The 12924-nt window shown below is 63.7% G+C and carries 15 protein-coding genes; 8 read left to right on the top strand and 7 right to left on the bottom strand.

The window, feature by feature from the left end; translation table 11 throughout:
* Nucleotides 1–8: 8 nt before the first annotated feature.
* The 5 genes from paaD to CDE01S_RS04230 all read right to left on the bottom strand — a co-directional run bounded on the left by paaD (nt 9) and on the right by CDE01S_RS04230 (nt 3638).
* Nucleotides 9–629, bottom strand: coding sequence for a 1,2-phenylacetyl-CoA epoxidase subunit PaaD (gene paaD, locus CDE01S_RS04250; RefSeq protein ID WP_084382709.1), 621 nt, complete (start codon nt 627–629; stop codon nt 9–11).
* Nucleotides 545–1357: a 1,2-phenylacetyl-CoA epoxidase subunit PaaC gene (gene paaC / locus CDE01S_RS04245; protein WP_066704211.1), complete on the bottom strand. Its 813-nt coding sequence runs from the start codon at nt 1355–1357 to the stop codon at nt 545–547. The genes paaD and paaC overlap by 85 nt, the downstream gene beginning before the upstream one ends.
* The gene (gene paaB / locus CDE01S_RS04240; protein WP_066704208.1) at nt 1357–1650 is read right to left on the bottom strand and encodes a 1,2-phenylacetyl-CoA epoxidase subunit PaaB; all 294 of its coding nucleotides are present in this window, start codon (nt 1648–1650) and stop codon (nt 1357–1359) included. The genes paaC and paaB overlap by 1 nt, the downstream gene beginning before the upstream one ends.
* Nucleotides 1647–2654 carry a 1,2-phenylacetyl-CoA epoxidase subunit PaaA gene (gene paaA, locus CDE01S_RS04235; protein WP_066704201.1) on the bottom strand — a complete coding sequence of 336 codons (1008 nt, stop codon included), beginning with the start codon at nt 2652–2654 and terminating at the stop codon, nt 1647–1649. Before paaA ends, paaB begins: the two co-directional genes overlap by 4 nt.
* A gap of 93 nt (nt 2655–2747) precedes the next feature.
* A complete protein-coding gene (locus CDE01S_RS04230; protein ID WP_066704200.1) occupies nt 2748–3638 on the bottom strand; it encodes a 23S rRNA (adenine(2030)-N(6))-methyltransferase RlmJ in 891 nt (296 codons plus the stop codon).
* A gap of 83 nt (nt 3639–3721) precedes the next feature.
* On the opposite strand from CDE01S_RS04230, the gene CDE01S_RS04225 reads away from it, so the two are divergent.
* From CDE01S_RS04225 to erpA, 6 genes are all read left to right on the top strand, one after another.
* Nucleotides 3722–5368: a serine/threonine protein kinase gene (locus tag CDE01S_RS04225; RefSeq protein WP_066704195.1), complete on the top strand. Its 1647-nt coding sequence runs from the start codon at nt 3722–3724 to the stop codon at nt 5366–5368.
* A 161-nt stretch (nt 5369–5529) separates the two neighbouring features.
* A complete protein-coding gene (gene rplM, locus CDE01S_RS04220) occupies nt 5530–5961 on the top strand; it encodes a 50S ribosomal protein L13 (protein WP_066704192.1) in 432 nt (143 codons plus the stop codon).
* A gap of 11 nt (nt 5962–5972) precedes the next feature.
* Nucleotides 5973–6365, top strand: a complete 393-nt coding sequence (gene rpsI, locus CDE01S_RS04215) for a 30S ribosomal protein S9 (protein WP_066704190.1) — start codon at nt 5973–5975, stop codon at nt 6363–6365.
* A 104-nt stretch (nt 6366–6469) separates the two neighbouring features.
* Nucleotides 6470–7198: a DUF6776 family protein gene (locus tag CDE01S_RS04210; RefSeq protein ID WP_066704188.1), complete on the top strand. Its 729-nt coding sequence runs from the start codon at nt 6470–6472 to the stop codon at nt 7196–7198.
* A 21-nt stretch (nt 7199–7219) separates the two neighbouring features.
* Nucleotides 7220–7615 carry a bactofilin family protein gene (locus CDE01S_RS04205; RefSeq protein WP_066704186.1) on the top strand — a complete coding sequence of 132 codons (396 nt, stop codon included), beginning with the start codon at nt 7220–7222 and terminating at the stop codon, nt 7613–7615.
* 59 nt (nt 7616–7674) lie between these two features.
* Nucleotides 7675–8040, top strand: coding sequence for an iron-sulfur cluster insertion protein ErpA (gene erpA, locus CDE01S_RS04200; protein ID WP_066704181.1), 366 nt, complete (start codon nt 7675–7677; stop codon nt 8038–8040).
* Between the two features lie 13 nt (nt 8041–8053).
* On the opposite strand, the gene CDE01S_RS04195 is transcribed toward erpA, so the two are convergent.
* A complete protein-coding gene (locus CDE01S_RS04195; protein ID WP_084382707.1) occupies nt 8054–9163 on the bottom strand; it encodes an anhydro-N-acetylmuramic acid kinase in 1110 nt (369 codons plus the stop codon).
* Between the two features lie 26 nt (nt 9164–9189).
* The gene (locus tag CDE01S_RS04190; protein WP_439648663.1) at nt 9190–10602 is read right to left on the bottom strand and encodes a M23 family metallopeptidase; all 1413 of its coding nucleotides are present in this window, start codon (nt 10600–10602) and stop codon (nt 9190–9192) included.
* 136 nt (nt 10603–10738) lie between these two features.
* On the opposite strand from CDE01S_RS04190, the gene tyrS reads away from it, so the two are divergent.
* Both tyrS and CDE01S_RS04180 read left to right on the top strand, forming a co-directional pair.
* Nucleotides 10739–11977 carry a tyrosine--tRNA ligase gene (gene tyrS, locus CDE01S_RS04185; protein ID WP_066704175.1) on the top strand — a complete coding sequence of 413 codons (1239 nt, stop codon included), beginning with the start codon at nt 10739–10741 and terminating at the stop codon, nt 11975–11977.
* A gap of 138 nt (nt 11978–12115) precedes the next feature.
* The gene (locus CDE01S_RS04180; RefSeq protein ID WP_066704173.1) at nt 12116–12922 is read left to right on the top strand and encodes an enoyl-CoA hydratase-related protein; all 807 of its coding nucleotides are present in this window, start codon (nt 12116–12118) and stop codon (nt 12920–12922) included.
* The last annotated feature ends 2 nt before the right edge of the window (nt 12923–12924 follow it).

The following is a 12924-nucleotide window of genomic DNA, read 5'->3' as shown; positions in this document are numbered from 1 at the left end:
TGCTCGGCTCAGTAGGGCTTGAAATAGTCGAACGGCTCGCGGCAGTCCAGGCAGCGCCACAGGGACTTGCAGGCGGTGGAGCCGAAGTGCGAACTCTCGATGGTGTTGACGGAGCCGCAGTGCGGGCAGCTTATGGAATGATTTTGGCCTGACGGCGCCGTCAAATCTGCGCGGGCCGCTCCTTTTTTAGGAGCGATATTCGGGGCGAAGCGAATCACCTGCTCGGTTGCGGCCGCACCTTGCGGCGGCGCGATGCCGTAGCGGCGCAGCTTCTCGCGCGCTTGCGGGCCGATCCAGTCGGTGCTCCAGGCCGGCGCCAGCTGGCGCGTGATGCGGGTGCGCACCGGAAGCGGCGCCAGCGCGGCGCGGATGTCGGCCTCGATCTGGTCCATCGCCGGGCAGCCGCTGTAGGTGGGCGTGATGACGATCTCGACCTCGTCGCCCTGCACACGGATGTCGCGCAGCATCCCGAGTTCGCGGATGCTGACCACCGGGATCTCCGGGTCGGGAATCCCGTCCAGCAAGGCTTCGATCTGTTGCCGGTTCACCAACTGGCTCCGGGGTGCTGGCGCGCCAGGCCCTGCATCTCGCCCAGCACATAGTCCAGGTGTTCGGAGTGGCGGCCGCATTTGCCTTGCGTCACAAAGCCGGCGGCGGCGGGGCGCTGCAACGTGGCTTCCTGCAGGGCATCGTCCACCAGCGCGTCCCAGTCGGCCTGCAGGGTGGTGGGCAGCACGCCGGTGCCATCTGCGGCGGCCGCGCTCTCTGCCACCGAGGCGAACCAGAACTCCTGCGTGTAGGGCATCAGGTGGGTCAGCGCGGCCTGCATGCGCTGGTGCGATTCCTCGCTGCCGTCACCCAGGCGCACCAGCCAGTCGCGGCTGTGGCGCAGGTGATAGCGCGTTTCTTTCAACGATTTGGCGGCAATCGCTGCCAGCTCGTCGTCCTTCGACGCCTGCAGTGCTTCCCACAGCAGCGCCATGAAGGCGCTGTAGAGGAAATTGCGCACGATGGTGGTGGCGAAGTCGCGCTCCGCCGCGGCGCTGGGCGCCAGCAGGCCGGTGCGGCTGGGAAAGTGCGGCAGCTCCAGCAAGGTGTAGTTGCGGAACTCGGGCACATCGCGGAAGTAGGCCAGGCTGTCTTCGGTGACGCTTTCGGCATCACCGGCGGCCGCGTTCAGCAGTGTGGCCGCATGCTGGTAGAGCAGGCGCGCCTGGCCGATCAGGTCGAGGCTGACGTTGGCCATGGCCATGTCTTCCTCCAGCACCGGGGCGTGGCCGCACCATTCGGCGTTGCGCTGGCCGAGGATCAGCGCGCTGTCGGCCAGTTGCAGCAGGTAGTCGACGGGCGCCTTCATCACATGTGGCCCACTTCGTCGGGGATGCGGTAGAAGGTCGGGTGACGGTAGATCTTGTCGCCCGAGGGGTCGAACAGCTCGCCCTTGTCATCCGGTGCGCTGGCGGTGATGGCGTTGGAGGGCACGACCCAGATGCTCACGCCCTCCTGGCGCCGCGTGTAGACGTCGCGCGCCATCTGCAACGCCTGTGCGGCGTCCACCGCGTGCAGGCTGCCGCAGTGCTTGTGCTCCAGGCCCTGCTTGCTGCGGATGAAGACCTCCCACAGAGGCCATTCTTTTTGCGTGGTGTTCATGCGGCCTCCTTCATGGCGCGGCGTTGTTGTTTCTCGGCATGGGCCAGCGCGGCATCGCGCACCCACTGGCCGTCGTCATGGGCTTTCACCCGGGTGGCCAGGCGCTCGCGGTTGCACGGGCCGTTGCCGTTGACCGTGGCCCAGAACTCGTCCCAGTCGATGGCGCCGTAGTCGTGGTGCTGACGTTCTTCATTCCATGCCAAGTCGGGATCGGGCAGGCTGACACCCAGCACCTTGGCCTGCGGCACGGTGGCGTCGACGAAACGCTGGCGCAGGTCGTCGTTGCTGATGCGTTTGATGCCCCAGCGCATGCTCTGGCCGCTGTGTTGGCTGTCGGCATCGGGCGGGCCGAACATGGCCAGCACCGGCCACCACCAGCGGTTCACCGCGTCCTGCACCAGCGCACGTTGCGCCGGTGTGCCTTGCATCATGGCCAGCAGGGCCTCGTAGCCCTGGCGCTGGTGGAAGCTTTCTTCCTTGCAGATGCGGATCATCGCGCGTGCATAGGGGCCGTAGGAGCAGCGGCACAAGGGAATCTGGTTCATGATGGCCGCGCCGTCGACCAGCCAGCCGATCACGCCGACGTCGGCCCAGTTCAGCGTCGGGTAGTTGAAGATCGAGCTGTACTTGGCGCGGCCGCTGTGCAGACCGTCGAGCAGCTGGTCGCGCGAAGTGCCCAGCGTCTCGGCCGCGCTGTAGAGGTAGAGGCCGTGGCCGCCTTCGTCCTGCACCTTGGCGATCAGGATTGCCTTGCGCTTGAGCGAGGGCGCGCGCGAGATCCAGTTGCCCTCGGGCTGCATGCCGATGATTTCGCTGTGTGCGTGCTGGCTGATCTGGCGCACCAGGGTCTTGCGGTAGGCCTCGGGCATCCAGTCCTGCGGTTCGATGCGGCCGTCGGCATCGATGCAGGCCTCGAAGCGGGCCATGGGGCCGGCTTCATGGCTGGCCGGGGCGGCCGTCTTGCCGTTTGAACCTTCGGGTAGGTCGAGCGCTTGTGTATACATGCAGTTCTCCTGCGGCGCGCCGAGTCTTTGGGCGCCGATTGAGGGGCAGTATAGTCAATTAACCGACCGACCGGTCGGTTAATTCGATTGGGGTTAACCCCCGGCGTCGAGCGTGAAGGCGGCGTGGCGGTCCTGCGCCAGCAGGGTCACCATTTGCGGCAGCGCCGCCTGCAAGGCGGGCTTGAGTGTGTGCGTCGGGTTGATGACAAACATGCCGCTGGCCGGCAGGCCGGGGCGCTTGGTCTCGCCTTGCACATCGGCCACCAGCTTGCTCGATTTGACCGTCAGCGTGGCGTGGAGCCAGCTCTTGCCGGCCTTGGTGGCCAGGGTCTTGAGCTTGCGTGGCAGGTCGTGCGCTTCGGGGCGCGGGATGATGGGGTACCAGATGGCATAGGTGCCGGTGGGAAAACGTTTGAGCGCCTCGGTTGCCATGGCGGCAACACGCGCATAGTCGTTCTTGAGCTCGTAGCTCGGGTCGCACAGCACCAGGGCACGGCGCGCAGGCGGCGGCAGGAATTTGCGGATGCCCTCGAAGCCGTCTTCACGCAGCACGGCCACCTGGCGGCCGGCTTCCAACTGCTCCACATTGGCCATCAGCGTCTTGGTGTCGGTCGGGTGGAGTTCGAACAGCTTGAGCTTGTCATGCCCGCGCAGCAGGCGCTGGATGATGAAGGGCGAGCCGGGGTAGATGCGCCAGTTGCCCTTGCTGTTGAAGCTGGCCACCAGGTCGAGGTAGTCCTGCAGGGCCGGTGCCAGTGTCATGCCCTCGGTTGGTTTCAGCAGACGCTGGATGCCATCGGCGGCCTCGCCGCTGGTTTCGGTGAACTCGCTGTCAAGCCGGTACAGGCCGGCGCCGGCATGGGTGTCCAGCACCGTCAGGGCCGCCTCCTTTTGGGTGAGGTGGTGAAGCATGGCAATGAGCACGGTGTGCTTGAGCACATCGGCGTGATTGCCGGCATGGAAGGCGTGGCGGTAACTGAACATAGGTGCCAATGGTAACGAGGGCGGCGACAGCCGCCTGTATTTCGCAAGATCAGCACGTGATATTCCATGCAAGAATCCGCCGCATGACGGATACCCCTGCCTCTCCCTTGTCTTCCGCTGCGACCGCACCGGCGCATGTCGATGCCTTGCCGGCCGGTACGCGGCTGGCCGAGTTCGAGGTGCAGGCGCTGCTGGGTGTGGGCGGCTTCGGCATGGTGTACCGTGCCTACGACCACTCCCTGCATCGCCCGGTGGCCATCAAGGAGTACATGCCGGCGGCGCTGGTGAACCGGCAGGACGGCCAGTCGCTGGCCTTGCGTTCCACCGCGGACCAGTCGACTTACCAGTCCGGTTTGACCTCTTTCATTGCCGAGGCGCGGTTGCTGGCGCAGTTCGACCACCCGTCCCTGGTCAAGGTCTACCGTTTCTGGGAAGCCAACAACACCGCCTATATGGTGATGCCCCTGTACAGCGGCATCACCCTGAAGCAGGCGCGTTGCCAGATGGCCGCGCCGCCGCCCGAGGCCTGGCTGCGCACGGTGCTGTGGTCCATTCTCCAGGCACTGCGCGTGCTGCACGAGCACGGCACGGTGCACCGCGATGTCTCGCCTGACAACATCTTCCTGCAGGACGTCGGGCCGCCCGTGCTGCTGGACCTGGGGGCGGCCCGACGTGCCATCAGCGACCAGACGCACCAGCACACCGCCATCCTGAAGGTGAACTACGCGCCGATCGAACAGTACGCCTCGGTCGAGGACCTGAAACCAGGCCCCTGGTCTGATCTGTATGCGCTGGCGGCCGTGATCCACGGTTGCGTGCGCAACGAGCCGCCGCAGCCAGCCACCTTCCGGGTGGTGCGCGACAGCCTGCCGACGATGGCCAGCGTGGCCACCACTGTGCAGGCGCATTTCGGTCAGCACTATTCGGCTGAGTTCATCCAGGCGATTGATCATGCGTTGGCAATTCAACCGTCGCAGCGGCCACAGAGTGTGGCGCAGCTGATCGATGAAATGGGGCTGGTACCACCCGACCATCTGGCGACCTTCGACTGGCGGGGCGTCCTGGGCGCCGATCTGGCGAGTGTCCAGTCGGATGTTTTGCTCACGTCGTCGCCGACAGGCGTGAATGAAGACGAGTGGCCGGTCACCCAGGCCCGCGACGACATCTTGCTGGATGGCGGGCGGCCGGACCTGGATTTGGGCGACGAGGACGAAACCCGCCCGTCTGCCTTGAATGCGCCGGCCGCTGGAGGTGCCGCCACGCAGGGGCGCTGGTCGGGCCAGAAAACGGCAGGGCTTGTGCTGGCTGCGCTGGGCTTGATGGGGTTGGCCTACTGGGGGTGGCGAGAAGGCAGGCCGGTTCAGGCGCCTCAGGTGGCCGCGCCCGAGCCGGCGCCAGTGGCCAGTCCGGCCCTGCCCCGGCGGAACGAGGAGGCTGCCGCCACGGCACCCGTTGCCGCGCCAGCCAGGGCGGCGGGCACCCGCAAGGCGAAAGAGGCGGCGGCACGTCCGGACGACAAGGCGGTGCCGGTCGAGAAAGCAACACCGGTACCGGCGGGCAAGGCGGCCGCCAAGACGGCGCCAACTACGACCGAAGTGTGCGCTGACAGCAACTTCATCACGCGCCCCATGTGCATCCACCTGGAATGCCAGAAGCCCGAGTATGCGAAGCTGCCGGTGTGCATTGAGGACCACCGGCGCTACCCGGAGGGCGGTGGAAATCGGCCTTGAGGACCGGATTTGGCCAAAAACGCCGATTTTTGTATAATGGCGGGCTTCGCAGCGCTATCGTGACTCCGCGGCGAAGCTTGAATCCCCACCTAAGAGATTCCCGTCAGAGGAACGCCGACCGTGGAAAAGAGTCCGACAAACCCTCTTTGAAGAGAAAACTCATGACCAAAACGTTCAGCGCCAAACCCGCTGACGTGACGCACGAGTGGTTTGTGATTGACGCGACCGACAAGGTCCTCGGACGAGTAGCCAGCGAAGTTGCTCTCCGTTTGCGCGGCAAACACAAGGCCATTTACACGCCTCACGTCGATACCGGTGACTTCATCGTCATCATCAACGCAGCCCAGCTGCGCGTCACCGGCGCCAAGCCGTTGGACAAGGTGTACTACCGCCACTCGGGTTACCCGGGCGGTATCACGGCCACCAATTTCCGTGACATGCAAGCCAAGCATCCCGGCCGCGCGCTGGAAAAGGCCGTCAAGGGCATGCTGCCCAAGGGCCCGCTCGGCTACGCCATGATCAAGAAGCTCAAGGTGTACGGTGGTGCTGAGCACCCGCACACCGCCCAGCAACCCAAAGTGTTGGAAATCTAAGGAGCCTTGAGATGATTGGTGAATGGAACAATGGCACCGGCCGTCGCAAATCCAGCGTCGCCCGCGTGTTTCTGAAAAAAGGCACCGGCAAGATCACGGTCAATGGCAAAGACATCGAGAACTTCTTCGGTCGTCAAACCTCGATCATGATCTGCAAGCAGCCCCTGATGCTGACCAACCATGCCGAATCTTTCGACATCATGGTCAATGTGGCAGGTGGTGGTGAGTCCGGCCAGGCCGGCGCAACCCGCCACGGCATCACCCGTGCCCTGATCGACTACGACGCATCGCTCAAGCCGGCTCTGAGCCAGGCTGGCTTTGTCACGCGCGATGCGCGTGAAGTCGAACGTAAGAAGGTCGGCTTGCACTCCGCACGCCGTCGCAAGCAGTTCAGCAAGCGTTAATTTCACACGAAGTTTCGCCTGCTGCAATTTGTTGCAGCCCAGCAGCCGCCCGAATGCAAATTCTGGCGGCTGTTGTGTTTTTGGACTGCTAGACTCGCTCTTCCATGAGATTTCGTCTGCTCCATCGTCGCCTCACCATCAGCGCACCGCGCATGTCCGTGCGCAGTGCCATGCCTTGGCCCTTGCGCTGGGCGCTGGTCGCCATCGTGCTGGGTTTTTGTGCCGCCATCGGCTTGTGGGCGTTCGAGTTCGGCAAGGACATTGCCGGCATTGACGGTGGCCGCACCGAGGAGGTTGCGCAGTTGCGTGCTGAACTGGGCGCGGCGCGCCAGCAGTTGTCGGCCATGAAGGACGAGCGCGACAAGGCCATGTCGGTGGCCAATACGTCCAGCACCTTGCTGACCGCCGAGAAGGCGGCACAGGAACGCCTGAGCGTCCAGAACAAGCAACTGGAGAGTGAAAACCGCTCCCTGCGGGATGACCTGGGTTTCTTCGAGAAGCTGATTCCGACAGGCGGTGCGGAAAGTCTGGCCATTCGGGGCCTGCAGGCGGAGCTGCAGGATGGGCGTCAACTAAAATGGCAAGTTCTGGTGATCCAGCCGGTGAAGAACGCGCCTGAATTCAACGGGCGTCTGGAGTTGAGTTTCACCGGGCTGCAGGGTGGCAAGCCGTGGTCGGCACCGTTGCCAAGTGGCGCCCAGTCCTTGAAGTTCCGCCAGTATGGCCGGCTTGAAGGGGTGTTTGAATTGCCGCCCCAGACCGTGGTCAAGGGGATTTCAGCCAAGGTCATGGAGGGTACGGTGACCAAGGCAGTGCAGTCGATCAAGTTGTAATCCATCAGAGAGGTGCCAAACATGTTCAACAAGAAAAAACAGCCCCCCATCCGTAGCCTGATTGCCGATGGCAGCCAGATTGACGGCACCCTGCGTTTTTCGGACGGCTTGCGCGTCGATGGCAAGGTGATCGGCGATGTGAATGCCAACCCCGATCAGGCCAGCATTCTGGTGATTTCGGAAACGGCCACGGTGATTGGCGAGATCCATGCCGACCATGTCATCATCAATGGCACGGTGAAAGGGCCGGTTTACGCGCGCCTGATGCTCGAATTGCAGCCCAAGGCGCATATTGAGGGCGATATCCATTACAGCGCGCTGGAGATGCACCAGGGGGCCATCATTGCCGGGCAGATGCGCCCAGTCGACATGGCCGAGGAAAAGCCCACACTGAAATTGGCGGCAAATAACCAGTAACTGAATTCTTGAGCGAAATTGTGTAGTATTCGCTCAATCCGTCCTATTTGGAGTCATCCATGAGCGCCGTCGCCGAAAACATTCAAACCGAGATGCCCGCCCCCATTCTGTTCACCGACAGCGCTGCTGCCAAGGTGGCAGATCTGATTGCGGAAGAGGGCAACCCTGACCTCAAGCTGCGCGTCTTTGTGCAAGGCGGTGGCTGTTCCGGTTTCCAGTATGGTTTCACCTTTGATGAGGTGACCAATGAGGACGACACCACCATGACCAAGAATGGTGTGTCTTTGCTGATTGATGCCATGAGTTACCAGTATCTGGTGGGCGCCGAGATCGACTACAAGGAAGACCTGCAAGGCGCCCAGTTCGTCATCAAGAACCCGAACGCCACCACCACCTGCGGTTGCGGTTCTTCCTTCTCGACCTGAGCGAGAGCCCGGCTCACGCCGGGTAGATTGCTCCGAGTACACGGGCGCCTTGGGCGCCCGTGACGCTTTTCAGGCTGGCTGTCTGGCGCAGCACGGCTTTGCGTGCCAACCAGGCAAAGGCAGCCGCTTCCACCTGCAGGGCGGGCAAGCCGGCTTGTTCCGAGGAAACAACCGAGAGCTTGGGCAGTCTTGCCTGCAAGCGCTGCATCAGGTGGCGGTTGAGCGCGCCGCCGCCGCAAACGATCAGGCGTGTACTGTCTGCGCCGTGACGCAGTACATCCGCGGCACAGGCGGTGGCGGTCAGTTCCGTCAGCGTGGCTTGAACATCCACGGGTGCCACAGTCTCAAAGCCAGCCAGCTTGTTGGCCAGCCAGGACGGATTGAACAGATCACGCCCTGTGCTCTTGGGCGGTGGCAAGGCGAAATAAGGTTCGCGCAGCAGCACCTGCAGCAGCGGCTCATGAATCTGGCCGGCTGCCGCCCAGCGTCCTTCTGCATCGAAGGGTTGGCCTGTATGTTGGCGGCACCAGGCGTCCATCATGGCATTGCCGGGGCCGCAATCGAAGCCGAGTACGACATCGTCGCGCAGCACCGAGAGGTTGGCGATGCCGCCGACATTGAGTACGGCCACCGTCTGTCCGGGTTGGGCAAACATGGCCCGGTGGAAGGCGGGCACCAAGGGCGCACCTTGGCCGCCGGCCGCCACATCACGGCTGCGGAAGTCTGCGACCACATCAATGCCGCTCAACTCGGCCAGGAGCGCAGGACTGTTGAGCTGCAAGGTGTAGCCGGTGCCATCAAACTCGCCTGGGCGGTGGCGCACGGTCTGGCCATGTGCCCCGATGGCCGTGACGGCGCTTGGGGGTAGCGCTGCACGTTCGAGCAACTCGGCGACGACAGCGGCATAAAGTCGGGCCAGCGCATTGGCGGCAAGGGCGGCACGGTGCAGTTCATCCGGGCCACCAGGGTTGTTGAGCTGCAGCAGTTCGGCAGTCAAGTCCGGCGGGAAGGGCAGATGGGCGTGCTGGATGACCCGGGTGTGCGTATCGGCACATTCGGCAAGGACGCCGTCAACCCCGTCGAGCGAGGTCCCGGACATCAGGCCGATATAGAGCGCCGACACGCTGGTTACCCGGGGGGCAAGGTTGCTTACTGCGAAGCACCCTGCTGCAGGGAGGCTGCTGCCAGCAGTTGCTGGCGGACTGCGGAAGCGGAGCGCAGGAACAGGGGCTTGGCGGCGGCCGACACGGGGATGGTTTCACTCTGACGCGCAATCGTGAGCGGATCCTGGTGCTGGCCATTGACGCGGAATTCAAAGTGCAGATGCGGGCCGGTGGCCCACCCTGTGGCGCCGGTTGCGCCAATGTTCTGGCCCTGGTTGACGGTTTGGCCGCGTTTGACGCTGATGCGGCTCAGGTGGGCATAGACCGTGGTGTGGCTGTTGCGGTGTTTGATGAAGACCACGTTGCCAAACCCGTTCTGGACACCGGCGAATTCGACCACGCCATCGCCAACGCTGCGTACCGGTGTTCCGGTGGGCGCCGCATAGTCGACCCCCAGATGGGCACGCCATTGCTGCAGAATGGGATGAAACCGCATCTTGAAGCCGCTGGTGACGCGCGAGAATTCCAGCGGAGATGCGAGGTAGGTGCGTCGCAGGCTCTGACCGTCGAGCGTGTAGTAGCCCCCCCTGGTCAGGTTGTGGGTGGCGCGGCCCTGCTCCTGCGGGAGCGCCGCATGCGTGTCGGGTTCCTGGAACCACATGGCCTGGTAGGTCTTGCCGCCATTGACGAACTCGGCGCTCAGCACGCGGCCGGCACGCAGCGGTTCGCCATCACCCTCCAGTGTTTCGTAAACCACGGAGAAGCGGTCGCCCTTGCGCAGCGAGCGATGGAAGTCGATGTCACCGGAGAAGATCTCGGCCACTTGAATGGCAATGGCGTCCGGAATGCGGGCATCATCGGTGGCGGCAAACAGCGAGGTGCGGATGACGCCACTGGCGATGCGGGTCGAGGCGGTCAGCGGGGCGGTTTCGAGCTTTGAGACAAACGTTGCACCCTGCTTTTCGATCACCAGGCGCGTAAAGCGGCCATCGTCCTCCGGGCTCCAGCGTGCACTGAGCTTGAGCAGGGTATTGGTATCCGTGGCTTCGGCCGTGACACTGCGGCCAACGCGGCCGAGCAGCGTTTTCTGGACATTGTCATCGGCACGCAAGAAGGCCGCCGCCGCCGGGTCGTTGATGCCCAAGCGCTTGAGCAGGGTGTCTGCCGTATCGGTGGAGCGGGTAATGTCAGAGCGGAACAGGCGGAAGCGGTGCAGGTCCAGCGCTTCGGACTGGGGCTCCAGAGCCAGGGGGGAGACGGCCTCACGAACTTCGCGCACCGGCAATTGCTCTGCATCCGGACCCAGCGACACCACGGCCGAAGCCACTGCATAAGCGCCACCGCCACCGAGCAGCAGTGCTGCAGCGACGGCGCCCATCACCCGCTTGGGGTGGTGCTCAACCCAGTGACCTGCAATAGTCAAAAAGTCGCTTCCAGCGGCCATGAAACCGTTTTTCAAAAGACAACCCAAAGATGATGGTGCGGCAGGGGCTTGAGGGCGCCGCGGCCAGCGGACATTGCGCACTTAAAATCCTGCGCAATGGCAAGCGGCTAGTATAGCTGGCCCCGACCCCCTGGCATCTGGAAAAACCCTTATGAATCAAGCCTCCGCATCGAAATTTCCTGTAACCGACCGTGTCCGGGAGGCCTTGGCGGTGACCCTGCGGGGCTGCGACGAGCTGATTCCCGAGGCCGACTGGGTTCAGAAGCTGGCGCGTGCCGAGGCCACCGGCCAGCCGCTGCGCATCAAGCTCGGGCTGGACCCGACCGCGCCGGACATCCACATCGGGCACACCGTGGTGCTCAACAAGATGCGCCAACTGCAGGATCTGGGGCACCAGGTGATCTTCCTGATCGGTGACTTCACCAGCCTGATCGGCGATCCGTCGGGCCGCAACAGCACCCGCCCGCCGCTCACGCCCGAGCAGATCAAGGCCAATGCCGAGACCTATTACAAGCAGGCCAGCCTGGTGCTGGATCCGCAGAAGACGGAGATTCGTTACAACAGCGAATGGTGCCGGCCGCTGGGTTCCATGGGCATGATCCAGCTGGCGGCCAAGTACACCGTGGCGCGCATGATGGAGCGCAACGACTTCCACGACCGCTTCAAGGCCGGCACCCCGATCTCGGTGCACGAGTTCCTCTACCCGCTGATGCAAGGTTATGACAGCGTGGCACTCAAGAGCGACCTGGAACTGGGCGGCACCGACCAGAAGTTCAATCTTCTGATGGGGCGCCATCTGCAGGTCGAGTACGGCCAGGAGCCGCAGTGCATCCTGACCATGCCGTTGCTGGAGGGGCTGGACGGTGTGGAGAAGATGTCGAAGTCCAAGAACAACTACATCGGCATTGCCGAGGACGCCAACACCATGTTTGCCAAGGTGCTGTCGATCTCGGATGAACTGATGTGGCGCTGGTACACCCTGTTGAGCTTCCGCAGCCTGAGCGACATCGAAAAGCTGCAAGAGGAAGTCCAGCAGGGACGCAACCCGAAGGAAGCCAAGGTGCTGCTGGCCAAGGAGATCACGGCGCGCTTCCATTCGGCGGCGGCGGCGGATGCGGCCGAGCAGGATTTCATCAACCGCAGTCGCGGTGGCGTGCCCGACGAGATTGATGAGCAGACGGTCAAGCTCGAAGCCGGGCCGATGGGCATCGGGGCGCTGCTCAAGCAGGCCGGACTGGCCGCTTCCAGTGGCGAGGGCAATCGCCTGATCGATGGCGGCGGCGTGCGGGTGGACTCCAATGTCGTGAGCGACAAGGGCCTCAAGCTCGGCGCCGGTACTTATGTGCTGCAGGTCGGCAAGCGCAAGTTCAAGAAGGTGACGCTGGCCTGAGTACTTGCAAGGCTCGGTAAAACCGGGTTTTTGCGGCAAAACCAAGGGAAAACATTAACCGACCGATCGGTCGGGAGATGTTAAATTGGCCTGACGAAGCCGGTGAAGCTTCGGTCACGCCAACCCGAGGGATGCCTGATGCCTGAGTCGACTGCCGAGTTATCTGTTCTCTATTCCGAACAAGGATCGGTGGCCATTGCCACCCTGAATCGGCCCCAAGCGCTGAACAGCTTCACGCGCCAGATGCACCGCGACCTGTGGGCCGCACTGGAACGGGCCGAGGCCAATCCGGCCATTCGTGCCTTGGTCATCACCGGTGCCGGCCGCGGCTTTTGTGCCGGTGCCGATCTGTCTGAATTTGATTTCGCTCCCGGGCCTGATCTGGTCGAGCGGGCCAATCCCGGCCCGGTGATCGAGCAGGCCTTCAATCCCACGGTGCGGCGGCTGCAGCAACTGCGCATGCCGACCATTGCTGCCGTCAACGGGGTCGCGGCCGGGGCCGGCGCTTCGCTGGCCATGACCTGCGACATCGCGATTGCGACGCCGCAGGCCAGCTTCATCCAGGCCTTCAGCAAGATTGGTCTCATCCCCGATGCCGGGGGCTCCTGGCTGCTGCCGCAGCGCCTGGGGATGGCGCGCGCCATGGCCCTGGCCATGACCGGTGACAAGCTCACCGCGGTCCAAGCCCGCGATTGGGGCCTGATCTGGGATGTGAGTGACGACTGCGTGGCAGCGGCACTGGCCTTGGCCCAGCGTCTGGCCGTCATGCCGACCAAGGCGCTGGTGGCAACGCGCGAGCTGCTGCAGCGGGCTGGCAGCAGCTCGCTGGACCAGCAGCTCGACGCTGAGCGCGACATGCAGTCGGCATTGGGGCGCACGCACGACTACATCGAAGGTGTGCTGGCATTCCGCGAAAAGCGCACACCACAGTTCAAGGGGGAGTGAGG

It is taken from the genome of Curvibacter delicatus NBRC 14919, from assembly GCF_001592265.1.
GTDB classification, from domain to species: domain Bacteria; phylum Pseudomonadota; class Gammaproteobacteria; order Burkholderiales; family Burkholderiaceae_C; genus Hylemonella; species Hylemonella delicata.
Note: the sequence above shows the minus strand (reverse complement) of the source record. Positions and strands in the feature narration are given on the sequence as shown.